At 61.4% G+C, this 18,644-nt stretch carries 17 protein-coding genes; 14 read left to right on the top strand and 3 right to left on the bottom strand.

Translation table 11 applies throughout. The features are described from left to right. Nucleotides 1–88: 88 nt before the first annotated feature. Both Q0D41_RS03755 and Q0D41_RS03750 read left to right on the top strand, forming a co-directional pair. The gene (locus tag Q0D41_RS03755) at nucleotides 89–802 is read left to right on the top strand and encodes a 4Fe-4S dicluster domain-containing protein (protein ID WP_294375404.1); all 714 of its coding nucleotides are present in this window, start codon (nucleotides 89–91) and stop codon (nucleotides 800–802) included. 4 nt (nucleotides 803–806) lie between these two features. Beyond that, nucleotides 807–1,751 (top strand): 4Fe-4S binding protein, encoded by a 945-nt coding sequence (locus Q0D41_RS03750; protein WP_294375401.1) that lies wholly within the window; start codon nucleotides 807–809, stop codon nucleotides 1,749–1,751. 380 nt (nucleotides 1,752–2,131) lie between these two features. Here the strand turns inward: Q0D41_RS03750 and Q0D41_RS03745 are convergent, their stop codons facing one another. Further along, nucleotides 2,132–4,279: a Tex family protein gene (locus Q0D41_RS03745; protein WP_294375399.1), complete on the bottom strand. Its 2,148-nt coding sequence runs from the start codon at nucleotides 4,277–4,279 to the stop codon at nucleotides 2,132–2,134. Nucleotides 4,280–4,804: 525 nt separating this feature from the next. On the opposite strand from Q0D41_RS03745, the gene Q0D41_RS03740 reads away from it, so the two are divergent. The 9 genes from Q0D41_RS03740 to accD all read left to right on the top strand — a co-directional run bounded on the left by Q0D41_RS03740 (nucleotide 4,805) and on the right by accD (nucleotide 13,681). Then, the gene (locus tag Q0D41_RS03740) at nucleotides 4,805–5,668 is read left to right on the top strand and encodes a DegV family protein (protein WP_294375395.1); all 864 of its coding nucleotides are present in this window, start codon (nucleotides 4,805–4,807) and stop codon (nucleotides 5,666–5,668) included. A gap of 11 nt (nucleotides 5,669–5,679) precedes the next feature. After that, a complete protein-coding gene (locus Q0D41_RS03735) occupies nucleotides 5,680–6,135 on the top strand; it encodes a MarR family winged helix-turn-helix transcriptional regulator (RefSeq protein WP_294375392.1) in 456 nt (151 codons plus the stop codon). A gap of 109 nt (nucleotides 6,136–6,244) precedes the next feature. Beyond that, entirely contained in the window at nucleotides 6,245–6,466 is a 222-nt protein-coding gene (locus Q0D41_RS03730) for an acyl carrier protein (RefSeq protein ID WP_123219903.1), read from the top strand. Nucleotides 6,467–6,653: 187 nt separating this feature from the next. After that, nucleotides 6,654–7,652, top strand: coding sequence for a nitronate monooxygenase (locus tag Q0D41_RS03725; protein WP_294375385.1), 999 nt, complete (start codon nucleotides 6,654–6,656; stop codon nucleotides 7,650–7,652). A gap of 3 nt (nucleotides 7,653–7,655) precedes the next feature. Continuing rightward, nucleotides 7,656–8,600, top strand: a complete 945-nt coding sequence (locus tag Q0D41_RS03720; RefSeq protein ID WP_294375382.1) for an ACP S-malonyltransferase — start codon at nucleotides 7,656–7,658, stop codon at nucleotides 8,598–8,600. A gap of 12 nt (nucleotides 8,601–8,612) precedes the next feature. Beyond that, nucleotides 8,613–9,389, top strand: coding sequence for a 3-oxoacyl-[acyl-carrier-protein] reductase (gene fabG / locus Q0D41_RS03715; protein WP_294375378.1), 777 nt, complete (start codon nucleotides 8,613–8,615; stop codon nucleotides 9,387–9,389). Beyond that, entirely contained in the window at nucleotides 9,386–10,669 is a 1,284-nt protein-coding gene (gene fabF, locus Q0D41_RS03710) for a beta-ketoacyl-ACP synthase II (RefSeq protein WP_294375376.1), read from the top strand. The genes fabG and fabF overlap by 4 nt, the downstream gene beginning before the upstream one ends. A 79-nt stretch (nucleotides 10,670–10,748) precedes the next feature. After that, on the top strand, nucleotides 10,749–11,186 hold the full coding sequence (fabZ, locus tag Q0D41_RS03705) for a 3-hydroxyacyl-ACP dehydratase FabZ (protein WP_294375372.1): 438 nt from the start codon (nucleotides 10,749–10,751) through the stop codon (nucleotides 11,184–11,186). 89 nt (nucleotides 11,187–11,275) lie between these two features. Further along, on the top strand, nucleotides 11,276–13,681 hold the full coding sequence (gene accD / locus Q0D41_RS03700) for an acetyl-CoA carboxylase, carboxyltransferase subunit beta (RefSeq protein ID WP_294375370.1): 2,406 nt from the start codon (nucleotides 11,276–11,278) through the stop codon (nucleotides 13,679–13,681). A 257-nt stretch (nucleotides 13,682–13,938) separates the two neighbouring features. On the opposite strand, the gene Q0D41_RS03695 is transcribed toward accD, so the two are convergent. Continuing rightward, on the bottom strand, nucleotides 13,939–14,421 hold the full coding sequence (locus Q0D41_RS03695; protein ID WP_294375367.1) for an HsmA family protein: 483 nt from the start codon (nucleotides 14,419–14,421) through the stop codon (nucleotides 13,939–13,941). Nucleotides 14,422–14,754: 333 nt separating this feature from the next. Here Q0D41_RS03695 and Q0D41_RS10045 point away from each other — a divergent pair, with 333 nt between their 5' ends. Then, nucleotides 14,755–15,006 (top strand): helix-turn-helix domain-containing protein, encoded by a 252-nt coding sequence (locus tag Q0D41_RS10045; protein ID WP_367113806.1) that lies wholly within the window; start codon nucleotides 14,755–14,757, stop codon nucleotides 15,004–15,006. A 1-nt stretch (nucleotide 15,007) separates the two neighbouring features. Continuing rightward, complete coding sequence (locus tag Q0D41_RS03690; protein ID WP_294375364.1) at nucleotides 15,008–16,297, top strand: HipA domain-containing protein; 1,290 nt, start codon at nucleotides 15,008–15,010, stop codon at nucleotides 16,295–16,297. Between the two features lie 63 nt (nucleotides 16,298–16,360). On the opposite strand, the gene Q0D41_RS03685 is transcribed toward Q0D41_RS03690, so the two are convergent. After that, entirely contained in the window at nucleotides 16,361–16,927 is a 567-nt protein-coding gene (locus Q0D41_RS03685; protein WP_294375361.1) for a TetR/AcrR family transcriptional regulator, read from the bottom strand. A 947-nt stretch (nucleotides 16,928–17,874) separates the two neighbouring features. Between Q0D41_RS03685 and Q0D41_RS03680 the strand changes: the two genes are divergently transcribed. After that, on the top strand, nucleotides 17,875–18,453 hold the full coding sequence (locus tag Q0D41_RS03680) for a GNAT family N-acetyltransferase (protein ID WP_294375358.1): 579 nt from the start codon (nucleotides 17,875–17,877) through the stop codon (nucleotides 18,451–18,453). Nucleotides 18,454–18,644: the final 191 nt, after the last annotated feature.

Genomic DNA, 18,644 nt, shown 5'->3' with positions numbered 1-18,644 from the left:
CTCCCAACGCAAGCCGGAAGCTGCAACCCCTCGTTCGCAAAAAGGGCGAGGGGTTTTGGAATACATGGCCTTTCGAAAGGAGGACATTGTGAGCGATAAAGAACAGGAGGCGTCGCCCGAGGCCGCGCAGGGCGCTGTGCCCGACGCCGCGCACGACTCCGAGTCAAGCGAGCCTTTGTATGCAGGCATGACGCGTCGCACGCTTTTATGCGGGGCGGGCGGCCTGGCCGCTATGCTGGCGCTTGGGTGCGTGAAGTTCATGCCAGCCCAGGCGGTGGTTCGCCCTCCGGGCGCGCAAGACGAAGATGCCTTTTTGGCGGCATGCACGCGTTGCGGCCGCTGCGTGGAGGCGTGTCCGCGACATGCGATAAAGCTGTCGCATTTGGAAAACGGCGTGTTGACGGCGCGAACTCCCGAAATGTCGTTTTACTCGAACTATTGTGATTTTTGCGCTGAAGAAAACGGCGGCGTGCCGAAATGCGCGGCGGGCTGTCCGACGCAAGCCATTTCGATGCCGGTCGACGATGCGCCCGAAACGCATGCGATTGGTCGAGCTGTTTTGATCGAGGATTGGTGTCTGGCATATTGCGATACGGGCTGCCAAGCCTGCTACAACGCCTGTCCGTATGAAGCCATGGCGCTTGATGAGTACGGGCGTCCGTACGTGCTGGCCGACCGATGCAACGGTTGCGGGGCGTGCGAGGCGGCGTGCGTGTCTCTGACGAACGGGTCGCGCTCGCTGAATTCCGAGGCCACGAGCCGCGCCATCACGGTTCGGCCGATTGACAAAGAGGGGAGGTAGCGCCATGAAATCGAAGAATTTGCGTGTGATCATTCCTGTTGCGGTAGGTGCCGTGGCCGCCGTGGCGTTTGCGGCGCATATTGAGCTTGGCGCGCCTTCTGGCTTCGGGTGGGGCGACATCGCGCTTTTATGCCCATTGGGTGCGCTGGCGACGATGATCGCCTCGAAGACGCTTGTGCCCCGGGCGCTTGTCGCGCTTGCGGTTGCGGTGATACTCATCTTGGTGTTCGGCCGCGCATTCTGCGGTTGGATTTGCCCCGTGCCCGTGACGCGTAAAACCCCTGCTCTGTTCAGGGGTAAGAAAAAGGGACAGAAGGGCCATGCGCAAGGCGCGGACGAGCCGGCTGCGCGAAGCGACGCTGAGCTTGAGGCGAGCGTCGCCGAAAGCGTGGCGCGCAATTTGGGCGGCGGTTGCGGCTCGAAGGGCGGCTGCGCGTCGTGCGCCGACGTGAAGGCGAAAATCGATTCGCGGCATTTCGTGCTGGCGGGCGGCCTGCTCTCCGCGGCCATTTTCGGCTTTCCGGTGTTTTGCCTCGTGTGTCCCATCGGCCTGTCATTCGCCACGTTGTTTTTGGTGGTGGCGCTGTTCGGTTCGGGCGATTTGACGTGGGCGCTTATCGCGGTGCCCGGGCTTCTCGTGCTGGAGCTCGTGCTGTTTCGCAAGTGGTGCTCGAAAATCTGCCCGCTTTCGGCGCTCATGAGCCTTGTCGGCCTCGTGAACAGCAAAACGCTGCGTCCGACGGTCGATGAAAGCAAGTGCCTTGAGAAAAACGGTGTGAAGTGCGGCAAATGCCACGAGGTGTGCGAGGTGTCCATCAACCCGCGCCATCCCGAGCTGGGTGCTGGCTTCAATGAGTGCATTAAATGCCGCGCGTGCGTGGATGCATGCCCCGGCAAGGCGATTGAGATGCCGCTCTTGCCGAAAGGCAGTAAGAGCGACGGGAAATAAAGCCGTGTCATTTGGCGAGCGGGTTCCGGCGATCCTCGCTGCATGCGAATGAGGGCACGTCGTTGAGCACCTAGGTGCGACGCGCTGCCTGGCGTTGGCCTGTGCGGCGCGCCCAGCGTGCCCGAGCTCGCATGTGACGCTTGGAGTATGGACACGAATCGTGGGGGGCTTCCTTAAAAGGAGGCCCCTTTTGTTTCGCTCGGTTTTTCCGCGGCGGCGTGCATGGTCGGGCTTTGTTGTAAACGCTCCCAAACCTATTCAACGTTCGTAGCGTTTGGCAGGTTTGGGAGCGTGGGCGCGCGAGCGAATCGCGCGCCAGCCCCTTCAGCGGATGTGCTAAACGCTACGAGCATTTAACACATCCGCTGGCCTCTTATGGTTTATTTCCCTTGCACCATGGTGAGGGAAATCTTCTTGCGGTCGCGGTCGACCTTTTCTACCCATACGTTCACGGTGTCGCCCACGCGTACCACGTCGCTCGGGTGCTTCACGAAGCGATTGGCGAGTTTCGAAATGTGCACGAGGCCGTCTTGGTGCACGCCGATGTCGACGAACGCGCCGAAATCGACCACATTGCGCACGGTGCCCTTCAACTCCATGCCTGGTTCAAGGTCGTCGATCGAAAGGGCTGAGCGGCTGAACACGACCTCAGGAGCATCGTCGCGTGGGTCGCGACCAGGCTTTTTCAGCTCGTCGATAATATCGATGAGCGTCAGAACGCCGCAGTCGAGCTGTCCGGCCAATTCAGCCACGCTGCCTGCGCGCTTCTCGATGTCGGGAATGCCGCCGCGTTCGAGTTCGCTCGCCGACACGCCAGCCCGCTTGAGCACCTCGGTTGCCACCGGATAGCTCTCGGGGTGCACGCTCGTGGCGTCGAGCGGGTTTTTGCCGCCCGCGATGCGCAGGAAGCCCGCGGCATTCAGGTAGGCCTTCGGCCCCAGCTTGGGAACTTTCTTCAGTTCGCGGCGATTGGTGAAGGCGCCGTTTTCTTCGCGATAGGCCACGATATTTTTGGCCACCGTCGACGTGATGCCCGAAACGTAGCTCAAAAGGCTCGCGCTGGCGGTGTTCACGTCCACGCCCACGCGGTTTACGACGTCTTCGACCACATATCCCAGCGTGCGCGCAAGTTCGGCCTGGTCAAGGTCGTGCTGGTACTGGCCCACGCCAATCGATTGCGGCGGAATTTTCACGAGCTCGGCCAGCGGGTCTTGCAGGCGGCGGCCAAGGCTCATCGCGCCGCGCACGGTCACGTCGAGGTCGGGGTATTCCTGGCTTGCCAATTCCGATGCCGAATACACCGAGGCGCCGGCTTCGTTCACGATGGTGTAGCGCAAATCGGGCGCCTGCTCGGCGATGAATTCCGACACCACCTCCTCGGTTTCGCGGCTTGCGGTGCCGTTGCCGATCACGATGGTGTTCACACGATCTTTCTTCACGAGGCGCGCCAGCTCGCGTTTGGTGCCCGCCACGTCGCCGCGCGGCTTGGTGGGGTAGACCACGCCGTGGTCGAGCAGCTTGCCGGTTTCGTCCATCACGGCAATTTTGCAGCCGGTTCGATATCCCGGGTCGAGCGCCAGCACGCGCGCGCCGCGCACGGGGCGCGCCGACAGAAGGCCTTCGAGGTTTTTGGCGAACACGTTGATGGCCTCGGTTTGCGCGCGCACGGTGAGCTTCGCGCGGGCCTCGCGTTCGAGTGACGGCGCCATGAGACGCTTGTAGCCATCGGCGATGGCGGAATCGAACACGGGCGCGAACACGCCGTGGCGGCGTGGCCAGCGGGCGCCCAGGCGTGCGGTGGCTTCGTTGGCGTCGACGTTCACGCGCACGCGCAGCTTGCCCTCGCGCTCGCCGCGGTCAATCGCGAGCACGCGGTGGTTGGGAATCTTGCGCAGGGGCTCGTCGTAGTTGTAGTACGGCTCGTAGGGAGTTGCCTCGTCGGCATTGGTGGCCTCAACCACGATGTCGGCGGTGTTGTGAGTGAAAGCGCGCAGGTCGGCGACGCATTCCGGGTCTTCCGCGACGGTTTCGGCTACGATGTCGCACGCGCCCGCGAGCGCTGCCTCGGGCGTGTCGAAACCGGTTCCTTCCGATATATATGCTGCGGCCGCGTCGAGGGCCGAGCCTTTCGCGGACGCCTGCATAATGATCATGTTCGCGAGCGGCTCGAGCCCCGCTTCGCGCGCTTTCTGCGCACGGGTCAGGCGCTTTTTGCGGAAAGGCTTGTAGAGGTCTTCAACGCGCTGCAGCTGCTCGGCTTCGCGGATTTGGGCCTCGAGCTCGGGCGTGAGCTTGCCTTGGGCGCCAATGAGCGCGATGACGTCTTCTTTTCGCTGCTCAAGGTTGCGTAAATACGACAGCCGCTCGTCGAGCGTGCGCAGCGCGACGTCGTCCATGCCGCCGGTGACTTCTTTGCGGTAGCGCGCGATGAAGGGAATGGTGTTTCCCTCGTCGATGAGCTTGACGGTCGCTTCGACGTTGTGGGCCTTCAAATTGAGCTCGCGCGCGAGCTGTTCAATCAGATTCATAGAGCTCCTCTTAATTGTGGAGCGCTTATTGTACGCGCACCGTTTCGGCGCCTGCGCGTTTGTTGCCCGAATCTGTTAAATGCTCGGAACCCGTTAAATGCTCGTAGCGTTTAGCAGGTTTCTGTGGGCACCAAGCCGCCGGGTGAGGGGAGGAGGCAGTTCTTGGATTACCTGATTCTTGAGGCCCATCCTGCCGGACCTGTTAAATGCTACGAGCATTTAACAGGGCTCATTTCGAAACAGGGATTTCCTTGCGTTTCTGAAGCATTCACGGGCGTTTCAAAACTCGCCAAAATAGTTTGACTAACTAAGTAATATCGATATACTTCGGTCTCGAGCTTTTCTGCGGGCGCCGCGTTTAATGCCCGACGCGCGCAGAAGCGCTGCCTCGAAAACCCCGTTTGTGGGGCAGTGCGCGACAAGGGAATGCGGCGTAGGCTGGCATGCATATCGCGTGCGAACAGCCGCGTTCATGCGGGACCGTTCGCCGCTTCCCTCGATGTCGCCAGACTGAAGGAGCAGTTTGTGAAAATCGCCATTGTCACCGATTCGACGTGCGACTGGGCGTTCGATGAGTTCGCCCGCCGCAACGTTGAGATGGTGCCGTTGAAAATTTGTTTTAGCAACGAATCATTTGCCGACCAAATCGAAATTTCGACCGACGAGTTCTATGACCGCATGATTGCCGCGGTCGACCTCCCCAGCACCTCGCAGCCTTCGCCGCACGACTTTGCGAAGTTGTTCGAGCGCTTGGCCGACGAGGGCTACGAAGGCGCCGTGTGTCTGCACATCGCCCTTCCGCTTTCGGGAACGCCCCAGGTCGCAGGCATTGCCGGGGCCGATGCCCCGCTCGACGTGCGCGTGGTTGACACGCGATGCGCCACCGCTCCGCTCGGCCTTATGGTCGACGCCGCCTGCGAGCTGCGCGATTCCGGCGCAAGCCTCGACGAGATGTGCGAGAAGCTCGTCGCTTTCCGCGACGCGACTCGCACCGTGCTCGTTCCCGAATCGCTCGACAACCTGGTGCGTGGCGGGCGCTTCCCCGAAGAAGCCGCCAAGCAGGCCAGCGTGTTGAACATGCGCATGATGCTTACGTTCAACGAGGAAGACGGCAAGGTCGGCGTGATCGGCAAGTCGAAGGGCTCGAAGGGCGCCATCAAAGATACCGCCGCGTTCATCGAAAACTATGCCGCCGAACACGGCCGCACCCGCCTTCGCTTGGTGCATTGCCGCAACCCAAAAGCGGTAGAAACTTTGATAGACACGCTAACTAAATCTAAGGTAGACTTCGAGGTAATATCGATCGACCCGTGCGGCGCGACCATCGCAACGCACCTGGGCATAGGCGCATTCGGCGTGGCCATGGCGCCCGCCGCGCGCTGCGAATAGAAAGGTTCGGAATGGAAGCGAGCTCGGCGAGGGAGCAAAGGCAGGAAGTCAACGAGCTTCTTGTCGAAACGTTCAACAGTATCTTGCGCGTGGAGGAAGATGCGTTGAAGAATCGCCTGACCCGCGGCCTCACGATTTCCGAAATCCACACCATTCACGCCATCGGCCTGAACGGCGCGAGCCCCATGAATGTGGTCGCCTCGCGCCTCGATGTGACGCTCGCAACTCTCACGGCAGCTATTGGCAAGCTTGTGACCAAGGGTTTTGTGCAGCGCACGCGTTGCGAGGCTGATCGTCGACAGGTGCTTGTGTCGCTCACCAAGGAAGGCAGGAAGGCCTACCGCGCCCACGAGCTGTTCCATCGCCAAATGGTCGATGCCGCGCTCGACGGGCTCACGCCCGAAGAAGAGGTCGCGTTCGCGCGAGGCCTCTCGAAGGTGAAGGCGTTCTTCGAGCAGCACTCGTAAGGCGCCGGCCCGCGCGAAACGATTCACGAAAAGAAAGAGTTGGGCGTGTGCCCCTCTCTTTTTTAGGCAAATATAGTTAGACAACCTAACAATTAGAAAGGCTAAAGAAATGACCACTCTCGAAACCATCCAAGAGATCCTGAACGAGAACCTTGACATCGATCCCGCCACCGTTGCCGCCGATTCCACGTTCGAGTCGCTCGGCATCGATTCGCTCGACATGGTTGAGCTCGTGTGCGAGATCGAAAACCGTTTCGACATCGAGCTTGGCGAAGCCGAGGGCCTCGACACGGTTGGCAAGCTCGTCGACTATATCGACGGCTTGAAATAAGGCGCGCATTCCGAGCGAATTGTCGGCCGGGGCTTTGTCGTAGCGGAGCCGCGCGATGTGTTTTGCGCGAGCTCCGCACGAGCCGAGCAGCTCAGTGGGCTGTTCGTGCGAGCTCAGGGCTGTTTGAGCTTAACGAAACGTATCACGTGGTTCCGCCACGGCGGGATGCGACGAAAGAGGGACCTTCATGAACACCCGCGTAACAGAACTTCTGGGCATTCGCGTGCCCATCATCCAGGGCGCCATGGCCCGCATCGCCGACGGCAAACTCGCCGGCGCGGTGTCTGCGGCGGGCGGCTTGGGCATCATCGCCTGCGGCGGCGCGCCGCTCGAATGGATTGAAGAGCAGGTGCGCATCGCTCGCGAAATCGCCGGCGACGCCCCCATCGGCGCGAACGTCATGCTCATGGACCCGCAGGCGCCCCAGGTGGCCGAGCTGCTCACCGAGCTGCACGTCGACGTGGTTACCACAGGTGCGGGCAGCCCCGCGAACTTCATGGCGGCGTGGAAAGAGGCCGGCATCAAGGTGGTGCCGGTGGTGGCGTCTTCGGCGCTCGCCGCGCGCATGGAACGCATGGGCGCTGACGCGGTGGTGGCTGAGGGCTGCGAGGCTGGCGGCCACATCGGCGAGCTCACGACCATGGCGCTCATCCCCAGCGTGTGCGACGCCGTGCGCATCCCTGTGATCGCTGCGGGTGGCATCGCCGACGGCCGCGGCATGGCGGCCGCGTTCGCGCTGGGCGCCGAGGGTGTGCAGGTGGGCACCCGATTCCTTACGGTTGAGGAATGCGGCATCGCCGACGCGTATAAGGCACGCGTGCTGAAGGCCAAGGATTCCGACACGGTGGTGACGGGCCGCGGAAGCGGGCACCCCGTGCGCGGCTTGAAGAACAAGTGGGCGCGCGCGATGCGCAAGCTCGAATGCGACGCCGCCGCCAACTCCGACGAGCTCGAGGGCATGTACGCTGGCTCGCTTCGCCGCGCGGTGGAAGGTGACGTCGATGGCGGCTCCATGATGGCCGGCCAGTCGGCGGCACTTGTGCATGAGCGCAAAACCGCAGCTCAGGCAATCGCCGATCTTTTGGCCGACGCGGAAGTTCGCGGTGGTATGAACCTGCAGCAGCTCGCCTGCGCAAACGCCCATCGTGCGGGCCGCGCGGCGTGCGCCGCGGAAGGGAAGGAATAGCCCATGGGTGTCGCATTTCTTTTGAGCGGCCAGGGCGCGCAGAAACCTGGCATGGGCGCGGCCCTGATTGAACAGGGATCGCCCGAGGTGGCGGAAACCTTCGCCATCGCAAGCGAGGCCTTCGGGTTCGATGTGGCCGACGTGTGCCTGAACGCTTCCGCGGAAACGCTGCGCGACACCGCGTTCGCCCAGCCTGCCATGTGCACGCTTTCCGTCGCCGTTGCCAAAACGCTTGAAGCCCGCGGGGTTCGCCCCGCATACGTGGCGGGCTTCTCGCTCGGGCAAATCGCGGCCCTCGCGGTAAGCGGCATGGTAAGCGAGCGCGACGCGTTCCGCATCGCCGCCTTCCGCGCGAAGGCCATGGCCGAAGCCGCGGCGGCGCGCCCGGGTTCGATGTGCGCGCTGCTCGGCGGCGAGCCTGAAGAGGCGAGCGAAGTGTGCTCGAGCGCTGCGCAAGGTGACGTGCTCGTGTGCGCGAACTACAACTCGCCTGGTCAGATTGTTATTTCGGGCGACGTAGCCGCTGTTGATCGAGCGGCTTCCGCCTGGAAGGAGCGTCCGCGCCATAAGGCGTCGATGCTCGCGACTTCGGGCGCGTTCCACAGCCCGCTCATGCAGCCGGCGGCTGAGGCGCTTGCGGAATTCCTCGAAGAGATTGAGTTTTGCGAGGCTCGCACGCCGCTCGTGTGCAATGTGGATGCCCGATCGCTTTCTGCGGCCGACGCTCGCGCGCACCTGGCGAGCCAGGTCACATCGCCCGTTTTGTTCGAGCAAAGCGTGCGCTGGCTTTCTGCGCAGGGCGTCGACGCGTTCGTGGAATGCGGCTTCGGCGGCGTGCTCACCAAGCTCGTCAAGCGCATCGACCCTGCCGCAGCGCGATTCGCGCCCGTATCTCCCGAAGAAATTGCCCAGGTCGCAAGCGAGTTTGCATGCGATGGCGCCGAATAAGAAGGAGCTTCCATGACTGAGACGAACACGGTATCGCCGGCCGCCCCGCGCGGATGCGCGGTGGTTACGGGCGGCGCCCGCGGCATCGGAAAGGCGGTGTGCGAAGCGCTTGCGGCGCGCGGCTACAACGTGGCCGTGAACCACTCGCACGCCGGCAGTGCCGAAGCGGCCGCCGAGGTGGCGGCAAGCCTTCGCGAGCGCTTCGGCGTGGAGGCGGCGGCCATTCAAGCTGATGTTTCGAGCTTCGATGCGGCGGCGGGCCTCATGCAGGCGGCGCGCGAGCAGCTCGGTGACGTGAGCGTGCTCGTGAACAATGCGGGCATCACGCGCGACGCGCTGTTCCTGCGCATGAAGGAAGACGATTTCGACCGCGTGGTCGCCGTGAACCTGAAGGGCGCGTTCAACTGCTGCAAAGCGGCAGTGCCGGCCATGTGCAAGGCGCGTCGCGGCCGCATCGTGAACATGTCGAGCATTTCGGGCTTGCACGGCAACGTGGGCCAGGTGAACTATGCCGCGTCGAAGGCGGGCATCGTGGGCCTTACCAAGTCGCTCGCGCGCGAGGTCGCGCCGCGCGGCGTAACCGTGAACGCGGTGGCGCCCGGCTTCATCGTGACCGACATGACCGACGCCGTTCCCGAGAAGGTGAAGGAATCGGTGCTCGGCAACATTCCCGAGCGCAGGTTCGGCCAGGCGAGCGAAGTGGCGAGCCTCGTGGCGTTCCTCGCGAGCGACGATGCCGCGTATATTACCGGCCAGGCAATTGAGATTGACGGAGGTTTGGCGCTGTGACGTGCGAAAAGAGTGAATTCCTGAAGACGGACGGCTCGCGCCGCGTCGTAATTACCGGCATGGGCGCCGTCTCCCCTGCGGGCACGGGCGTCGACGCGCTGTGGAGCGCGGTGTATTCCGGAAAGCAATGCATCGCGCCTATCACGCGCTTCGATGCATCCGAGTTTGCTGGGTCGCTTGCTGCCGAGGTGCCGAACTTCGACGCGGCGGCGTGCGGCATGTCGAAGAAAGAGGCGCGCCGTTTCGCGCTGTTCGTGCAGTACGCCATCGCCGCTTCGGAAGAGGCGTGGGCACAGGCGGGCATCGACATGGAGGCCGAAGACGCCACGCGCGCGGCATGCGTGTGGGGAAGCGGCATTGGCGGTTTGGAGGAATTCCAGCGCGGGTGCGACACGCTTGCGCAGAAGGGTCCCAAGCGCGTGAATCCCCTGTTCATCCCTACGATGATCGAGAATATGGCGGCGGGCAACCTGTCCATTCGCTTCGGGCTGAAGGCCGATTGCCTCTCGATTGTGACGGCGTGTGCGACGGGCACGCATTGCGTGGGCGAGGCGTATCGCCTGATTCGCCATGGCTACGCCGATGTGGCGCTTGCGGGTGGCAGCGAGGAATCCATCTCGCCCATCTGTCTGGCGGGCTTCGGCAATTTGGGCGCGACCTCGAAATCGACCGACCCGGCAGCGGCGTCGATGCCGTTCGACGTGAACCGCGGCGGCTTCGTTCCGGGTGAAGGTGCGGGCGCATTGGTGCTCGAATCGCTCGAGCACGCTGTGAACCGCGGCGCGACCATTCTGGCGGAAGTGGCCGGTTTCGGCTCGACGGGCGACGCGTATCACATGACGGCGCCCGAGCCGTCGGGCGAAGGCGCGGTGCGCGCGATGCGCCAGGCGCTTGCTGAAGGCGGTTTCACGCCCGATGACCTGGGTCATTTGAATGCGCACGGAACCTCGACGCATGCCAATGACGCCATGGAGTCGGCTGCGCTGAAAGCCCTGGTGGGCGAGGAACGCGCGGCGGACGTGCCCGTGACTTCAGTGAAGGGCTCCATTGGTCACACGCTTGGCGCGGCAGGCGCCCTTGAGGCCATCGTGTGCGCGCTTTCGGTGGCGAACGATTGCGTGCCGCCCACGGCGGGCACGCGCGAGATCGACCCCGAGTGTGGCGTGAACGTGCCGCTTGCTCCCATCGAGGGCTACAAGCAGAAGGTGGCGCTGTCGAACTCGTTGGGCTTCGGCGGCCACAATGGTTCGTTGGCTATTGCCCCGTATAGGGGGCAATAGCGGCCGACGCTGCACCGGTCTCTCGCTGACATTTACTTATCTTATGTCTCTGGTTTTGTAGATAGAAGGAACATCTCCCATGGCAATAACGTATCCGTGCGGGCGCGACGAGATTATGACGGTTCTGCCGCATCGCGACCCGTTTTTGTGGCTGACGCGCGTGGTGGAATGCGTTCCTGGCGAACACATTGTCGCCGAACTCGATGTCGACCCTGCTTTGCCGCTGTTCGAAGGGCATTTTCCTGAGCATCCCGTTTTGCCGGGCGTCATCATTATGGAGGCGCTTGCCCAAGCGGCAAGCTTCTGTGTGCTCGAGGCGCGTGGCGCGGAAGGCGCAATCGGCTTCCTTACGGGGGTCGATAAAGCGAAGTTTCGCCATCAGGTTCAGCCGGGCGACACCCTGCGCTTGGAGGCCGACATCGTGAAGTCGTCTTCCCGCATGGTGGTGGCAGAGGTTACGGCGACGGTCGACGGCAAGGTGGCCGCTTCCGCCACTCAGAAGTACGTGCTGGCATAGGCGCGAGTGTGGTCGGAACCTGCTAAACGCTACGAGCATTTAGCAGGTTGAGCATGTAACAGGTTCGTTCTAAGAGAAAGCGTGCAGTTATGCTGCGTTCGAAGAAAACGGCATATGTGACCATTGGCGATGCGACCGCTGCGCCCGCGGCTCCTGCCGCAGAGGGCGTCGACGCGTTCGCGTGCGAGCAGGAATCGGCGGCTGTTTACGCGGCCACTGAACCGCTGAAAAGCCTGGTCGAAGTACGTTCGGCTGGTGCTGCGCGCGTGCTCGTGGTCGATGCGGGCGCGACGGGCGAATCCATCGTTGCGGGATGCTTGGCCGCGGGCCTTGTGCCGTGCGTTGCCTACACCGAAGACATGGCGCGCGCTGCGCACGTGAAGCTCGCCCCGAAAACCGTGTGCGTGGGCAAAAGCCGCGAAACCGGCGCTCTCGACGACAGCTATCGCGTGCTTTCCGCGGCCGAATCGGCCGATGCGCAGGCGATTTTGCTCGTCGATTCGCGCCTCGCGGTTGATGAGCGCTTCCTTTCTATGGCGGCCGACGAACATCGCAGCGTCTACAGCGTGCCTGTAGCATCGATCAACGCGGCGTTCGGCGGCATCACGCGCGTGTGGCGCACCTGCCTGGCTCCCAGCGACGCGGCGTTGCACGTAAGCGACGACTCGTGGGTCACGTGCCCGAAGTGCCACCGCATTTCCGACGCGCAGCGCGTGCTCGCCAATCATAAAATGTGCCCCGAGTGCGGCCATCATTTCCGCATGACGTCAGCCGAGCGCTTGGCAAGCGTGCTTGACGCGGAAAGCTTCGAGTGCTGGTTTGAAACCGAAGGCACCGACGTGCCCGAAACCGACCCGCTCGATTTCCCCGGTTACCTGGACAAAATCGGCGGCATGCGAAAGAAGACGGGACTTCGCGAAGGCGTGCGCTGCGGCGTGGGTCGCATCGCGGGCATGCGCGTGGCCATAGGCGTGATGGATTCGACGTTCTTCATGGGCTCGATGGGCTCGGTGGTGGGCGAGCGCATCACGCGTCTGGCCGAGCATGCCACCGAAGGGGGCCTGCCGCTGGTGCTGTTCACCTGCTCGGGCGGCGCGCGCATGCAGGAAGGCCTGGTCTCGCTCATGCAAATGGCGAAAATCTCGGCCGCGATTGAGCGCCACGGCGAGGCGGGCCTGCCGTATTTCTCGGTAATTACCGACCCCACGACGGGCGGCGTGACCGCGAGTTTCGCGATGCAGGGTGACGTGATTATTTCCGAGCCCCGCGCGCTCATCGGCTTCGCCGGCCGCCGCGTGATCCAAGACACCATTCGCCAGGAGCTTCCCAAGGAATTCCAAACGGCGGAATTCGCGCTTGAGCATGGCCTTATCGACGCCATCGTTGAACGTCCGCGCATTCGTGAGACGCTCGCGAACCTGCTTGCGCTGCATGCCAAGCCTGAAGCGGGCGCGCCTCGTGGGTTCGCCGCGGTTCTCGCCGCGTTGGCCGCGAATCCCACGAAATGCGAGCTTGAAGCGGCGGGCGCGCAGCTTGCTGCTGACGAGCGCGATATTCTTTCTGGCGTGCGCGCCGTTGCCGCCAAGGCTGCCGTGGCGGTGCCGAAGCGCGTCGCGGACGGCGTGCGCTCGGTGGCGACCCGTCGTGCTTATCGTGCGGAAATCGAGCAGTACACCTCCAAGCTTGGTGCCGCGAAGCAGGCCGAGGCGGCGGAAAACCCCGCGTGGGCCAGCGTGCAAACCGCGCGCGACGTGCATCGACCCACCGCGGGCCGCTATTTGGAAGCGACGTGCGAGGGCTTCTTCGAGTGCCACGGCGATCGCGGTTTTGCCGACGACGCCGCCATTGTGGCGGGCATCGGCTGGGTCGCGGGCGAGCCGACGACGCTTATCGCGCAGGAAAAGGGCCGCGACCTGCAAGATCGCATCAAGCGCAACTTCGGCTGCCCGCAGCCCGAGGGCTACCGCAAGAGTTTGCGCCTTATGCGTCAGGCCGAGCGCTTCGGGCGTGCGGTGGTGTGCTTCGTGGACACGCAGGGCGCGTTTTGCGGCAAAGAGGCCGAGGAGCGCGGCCAGGGCAACGCGATCGCCGACAACCTGTATGCCATGGCGGGGCTGCGCGTGCCCACGGTGAGCGTGCTCGTGGGCGAAGGCGGCAGCGGCGGCGCGCTTGCGCTCGCGCTGGCCGACCGCGTGGCCATGCAGGAGCATGCCGTGTATTCGGTGCTCTCGCCCGAGGGCTTCGCGTCCATTCTGTGGAAGGATCGCTCGCGCGCGGCCGAGGCGGCTGCGGTCATGCGCATGAACGCCTACGAGATTTACGACATGGGCATTGTCGACGCGGTGCTCGAGGAGGGCGAGGGCTCGTCTTCTGCCAACCCCGATTTCGCGATCGCCAACGTGGTGGCGTATGTGGAAGAAAGCCTCGACGAGCTTTCCGCCCTGCCTATCGACGAGCTGCTCGAGCAGCGCTACGAGCGCTTCCGCAAGTTCTAAAAACGAAAAGAAAAAACAAGGCAAGCTCAGGTCTCTTTCTTTGAAGCGACCTGAGCTTTTGTATTGCTGCTGTTTGGCGCCGCTGTGGCTGCCGTTGGCGGCTGGCCGTTACGGGTTTGTCTCGCCGATTTGTCGCTGACGCCTGACGTCGTGGCAACTGCCGTCGTTTCGACGCTGACTTGCTGCTTAGCGTCGTGGCGGCGGTTATCGCCTCGCCGCAGCCAGCCAGTTCGCAGCCGACCTGGCGCCGTTGCGCCTTACAAAGAAGTGGCCTGCTTCTTCTTGGGCAGAACCAGCACGGCGAGTACGACGACGATGGCGGAAGCGATCGCCAGTGCGGTGCCGTCGGCAACGTGCAGCGCGGGGATGCCGACGAGCACGCCGCTGCAGTAGGGGACGAGCCAAATGAGCCACACACAAATGCTCAGGCGATGGAAGTTGTGGCGCTGCTTGCTATCGCCGCGCAGCAAAACGTACGTCGCCCAGGTTGCGTGGAAGAGCATAAGCGCAATGGCGAGGCCGCCGGTGACGGGGTGCAGAAGCGAGATGGAACCGCCGCTGCTTTGGGCCATGGAGCTCATGATGGCGGTGCCGGTGGAGTCGCACGCAAGACCAATCCAGAAGAAGGTCAGATGCGAACGCTTCAGCGTGCCGGAATTGCGTTCGCCGAAAACGCCAATCGTGTAGGCGACAAGGACGAGGGAAATGATCGTGGTGGCAGCGATAAGGATAGGTGACATGTTGTCCTCCAAAGATAAAAGGGTGGTTGGATTCGAACAGCCGCGGCGCTCGTTCGTTTTGACGTGTTTTATCTTGGAGGTGATTGGCGTGAACATCAAAGACGTCTTGTTCACTTTTTCTTCTGACGGAAGGTGGAGCGTCGATGCCGCACGGCCAGTATTTGCGGAACTGGTTGAAAAGCCCGGTGCATACTCACGTTTGCTTCGCGCAAGTGCTCTGAAGTAATCCCAAATGGGAAAAATATTGAAAAGTGCCTTTCGATTTTCCCATTTGGGAAAATTCGATGCATTTTTCTGTTAATATTCCCAAATGGGATTATTGAAGGAGTAACTATGAAGCTGGAACTTCCACCTAGGCCTCGGCGTTCCGATGGAAAAATTTCGAATGCGAGCGATTTGGGCGCTATTTTGCGTAAAAGGCGCAAATCGCTCGGTCTTACTCAGGGCCAGCTTGCGGCAGCGTGTCATTGCTCGCCGCGTTTCGTGAGCGAGCTGGAACGCGGTATTGCTGGCGGAAACATCAAACAAGTAATCGAAGTGTGTCGCGAGGTGGGGATAGACCTATTCGCACGGGCGAGGGGGTAGCATGGAGATTGGCGTATTTCGCGATTGGCGAGGTGGAAAGCAACGTATTGCCACGCTCTCTCGTGAAGGCGGTGTTGGTTCCGAGCGATTCCAATATTGCCAAGCTTTCGTTGAGCATGGCGGATTGGGCGTCTCGGAAATGCTGCCTCTTTCGAGCGAGCCATATGATTCGCAGGCGGTTGCTCCATTTTTTCAGGGACTATTACCCGAAGGTGAGGTCGTTGCTCGCATTGCTCAGACGGGGCAAATTCCGCGCAACGATTGGTTCGCTCTTATTGGGATGCTTGGATGCGAGAGCATTGGCGCGCTCACTTTTGCGACAGGGCAGTTATCAAACGAGTACGCCGTTGGCTATTATGAGCCCGTGAAATACGAGGAGACACGTGCTTTGCGCGAAAGGCCATCGGCGGCTGCAGCATATATTGCGAGTTCAACGCGGCTTTCCCTTTCGGGTGCTCAGTCAAAGGTTGCTTGGACGTTGCCTGAAGGGCTCTTGCCTGAACAAGCGAGTTTCGATGACTGGCTTGTTCCTCATGATGGTGCGGCGTCGACCCATATTATTAAGATTTCCCGCAATGGGGAGGAAGAGCTCGCCGCCAATGAACTCGCCTGCTCCCTTCTGGCGGGATCTTGCGGAATAGATACGGTTTCAATTTTCGAGATACCGCAGATACCAGGGGCTATTGCTGTTGAGCGTTACGATCGGGTATGGACCGATTCCAAAGATGGACGTGTGGTTTCGCGGGCGCATCAAGAGGACTTTTGCCAAGCTTTGGGTCTGGCGCCGTTTTACAAATACCAGCCGGAAGGGGTTGAGGCCGATTATATTGAAATGGCGGGCGACCTTTTGAACGAAGCGGCGGTTTTTCCTGCCCGTGATCGCGTTGAATTCGCGAAGCGTCTTGTGTTCAATTACGTGATAGGCAATTCTGACGCACATCTAAAGAACAGCTCTCTTCTTTACAATGAGGACTGGACGTCGCGCTCTTTGGCTCCTTTGTACGATGTCACGTGCGTTCCTTTGAGTACTTATTCGACAAGAATGCCGTTCGATATTGGCTCCCATCGTGAGCTCAACGAGATAGATGAACACGACATTTTCAAAATATGCTTGAGCGCGGATGCTCCAATGGATGCTTTTGATGTGGTGGCGGCAGAAGTGGTGCAAGGCTTCGAATCTCCGAGGTTGTTGCCATGCAGCGAAGCCGCCGAAACCATGGTGTCAAGAATTTTGGAAAACTCAAAACCGCGTTTGATGGTGTTGAAACGATATCTTGAATCTGCGGAATAGGGGTTTGCTGTCCAGCGTCATGAAGCAGCGGCGGCGGGCTCAGATTCGCCCGCCGCTGCGTGTCTATTCCTTTTTATAGAGCGTCGACCTCAAAAGGCCGAACAGCACTTTGCAGTCGCCGTTTTGGTGGCGCAGACTGTCGAGCACGTTGTCGAGCGTGAACTCGCACACGCTTCGCGGAGTGAAGCCGTCGGGCAAATCGGCGACGATGTTCGGGTCGCGCTTGTAGATTTCGACAAGGCCGCCCATCACGTGCTCAATCTGCTGCGACTCGCGCAGGCGCGCTGCGGCCCTCTCGGCGGAAGGCAGGGCCTCGGCGCCGCGCAGCCAGTATTCGCGGAAGTGGTTGAACACCTGATGCATGCTCACGTTCATCTTCTCGCAGTAGTCGACGAACGCGGTATGCGTATCGAGGTGGCAGAATTCCTTGTAGAACGCGCGAGCGAAGTACAGCTCGATTGTCGCGATGGTGAGCTCGTCTTTCGCGGCGAAGAATCGGTACACAGTTCCCACGCTCACGCCGCTTTTCGTGGCGAGCCCGCGAATGGAAAGCGCCGAAATGCCGCCTTCTTCGGCGATCTCGTAAGCGTTTTCCAGAAGCTCTTCTTTGGAAATGATGCTCTGTGCCATGACGTCCAACCTTCCTGAAGTGCGTATTCGGTGCTCCGAAACGCAGCAAGTCAGTGCTTGTATTCCTAGTATAGCGACGGCTGCGGGTGCGGATGATACGCTTTGGTTTCGGTTTAGGCTTGATTCGGCTCGCTTGACCGGAGGATTGAATTTGCGCTTTGCCGGGGCCTGCGTTTTGTGAGCTGCCGTAAAGGTGCCGAATGCATGCGGACAAAAAAGAACTCCGTGCATCTAGGGGGTAGGGCGATGCACGGAGTATGTTTGTGCGGCTGAGCCACGTGCGTCTTTCAAGCCTTTCGGCTCCCGAAGAGAAAGACGTAAGGAAGAACCGCCGGCCGAGCTATGGGGGAGGGCGCTTGGCTGGGTCCAATTATTCTCAACGAGGAATAATTACGAGCTTTATTATACTCATCCAAGGATGATATTCCAGTGTTTTTCGGCAACAATTTCCAAACGCTCGAAATTGTCCCCCTGCGTTGCGATGTGGGGGGATATACTTTGCTGGCGCACTAATCGAACCGCGAGTCGGACGCATCTTGAAACCTCGCGAATGCGCAGGCCAAAAGCCGATTTATGAAGCAGCTGAACACGTTTTGCCACAGCTTGTTCAGCAAAGGGACTCATGAACAACGCAGCAGGGTAAACCCGCACGTTTGGGCCGCAGGCTTGTGCGGGGTTGCTGCTTTGCGCGGGGCGACCGATCCTTGTTCTTCATGTTCGGCGGGGCATGGATGGCTGTTCTGCATGGCTGGTTCCGCATGGCGGAATCGGTCTTACGCGGAATAGCGGGCTGTCTGGCGGGGCCAGCCTGGCCTGGCCGGCCTGCTGCTTGTCTGGCCTGCTATGCGTTTCCATCATCAATATGCGTCCGACTCGTTTTCGCGTTCGCCTCGCGCATGCACGAGTTTTCGTGCACGATTTCATCCACTTTCATCGAAAGGAACGCGATGTCTGACCCCGTTTTCACCTTCCGCTTGGCTACGCCCGACGACGCCGAGGTTTTGCAAGCCATCTATGCGCCGTACGTCGATACCACTGTGACGTTCGAGTACGTCGCTCCCACGGTGGAGGAGTTCCGCCAGCGCATCGTCGATCGCGTGAGCGTGTACCCGTACATTGTGTGCGAGGAAGACGGCGTGCCTGTTGGCTACGCCTACGCGAGCCGCCTGTACGAGCGCGCGGCGTACGCTTGGGCCGTTGAGCTGTCGGTGTACTTTGCGCCGAACCACCGCGGCCGCGGCATGGGTCGCAAGATTTACGACAAGATGCTCTCGCTGCTGAAGCTGCAGGGCGTTCGTACGGTGCACGGCAAGGTCACCTTCCCGAACCCCGCGAGCGACAAGCTACACAACGCCATGGGCTTCAAGCTTATGGCCACGCTCGAGAACGTCGGCTTCAAGAACGGCGAATGGCGCTCCATCAACCATTGGGAAAAGCAGATTGGCGACTTCTCCTGCGCGCCGGAGCCCATTACCCCCATCACCGAGCTCGACCCGGCAAAGGTGCAAGAGATTCTGAACGCGTAAGCGGTTTGCCGCGCGTGCGTGATTTGGCCGCGAGCGTGATTCGCCCGCGCTCGGGTCGCATAGAGTTGTAACAAGGAACTGGCCTCGCATTATGCGGGGCCAGTTTTGTGTTTCCTGGGTGCGAGCATTTGGCACATTGGGGCATTGGGCGCGTGTCGTGACCGCAGGCTACATCGCCGCTCTTAAGGTGC

It is taken from the genome of uncultured Slackia sp. (assembly GCF_934630525.1).
Classification (GTDB): Bacteria; Actinomycetota; Coriobacteriia; order Coriobacteriales; family Eggerthellaceae; genus Slackia.
Note: the sequence above shows the minus strand (reverse complement) of the source record. Positions and strands in the feature narration are given on the sequence as shown.

Bases quoted from the DNA above. Each gene is read 5' to 3' on its own strand.
- Q0D41_RS03750 (WP_294375401.1), top strand. From the start codon at position 807: ATGAAATCGAAGAATTTGCGTGTGATCATTCCTGTTGCGGTAGGTGCC.
- Q0D41_RS03730 (WP_123219903.1), top strand. From the start codon at position 6,245: ATGACCACTCTCGAAACCATCCAAGAGATCCTGAACGAGAACCTTGAC.
- Q0D41_RS03690 (WP_294375364.1), top strand. From the start codon at position 15,008: ATGGAGATTGGCGTATTTCGCGATTGGCGAGGTGGAAAGCAACGTATT.
- Q0D41_RS03680 (WP_294375358.1), top strand. From the start codon at position 17,875: ATGTCTGACCCCGTTTTCACCTTCCGCTTGGCTACGCCCGACGACGCC.
- Q0D41_RS03720 (WP_294375382.1), top strand. From the start codon at position 7,656: ATGGGTGTCGCATTTCTTTTGAGCGGCCAGGGCGCGCAGAAACCTGGC.
- Q0D41_RS10045 (WP_367113806.1), top strand. From the start codon at position 14,755: ATGAAGCTGGAACTTCCACCTAGGCCTCGGCGTTCCGATGGAAAAATT.
- Q0D41_RS03725 (WP_294375385.1), top strand. From the start codon at position 6,654: ATGAACACCCGCGTAACAGAACTTCTGGGCATTCGCGTGCCCATCATC.
- Q0D41_RS03695 (WP_294375367.1), bottom strand. From the start codon at position 14,421: ATGTCACCTATCCTTATCGCTGCCACCACGATCATTTCCCTCGTCCTT.
- fabZ (WP_294375372.1), top strand. From the start codon at position 10,749: ATGGCAATAACGTATCCGTGCGGGCGCGACGAGATTATGACGGTTCTG.
- Q0D41_RS03745 (WP_294375399.1), bottom strand. From the start codon at position 4,279: ATGAATCTGATTGAACAGCTCGCGCGCGAGCTCAATTTGAAGGCCCAC.
- Q0D41_RS03735 (WP_294375392.1), top strand. From the start codon at position 5,680: ATGGAAGCGAGCTCGGCGAGGGAGCAAAGGCAGGAAGTCAACGAGCTT.
- accD (WP_294375370.1), top strand. From the start codon at position 11,276: ATGCTGCGTTCGAAGAAAACGGCATATGTGACCATTGGCGATGCGACC.
- fabG (WP_294375378.1), top strand. From the start codon at position 8,613: ATGACTGAGACGAACACGGTATCGCCGGCCGCCCCGCGCGGATGCGCG.
- Q0D41_RS03685 (WP_294375361.1), bottom strand. From the start codon at position 16,927: ATGGCACAGAGCATCATTTCCAAAGAAGAGCTTCTGGAAAACGCTTAC.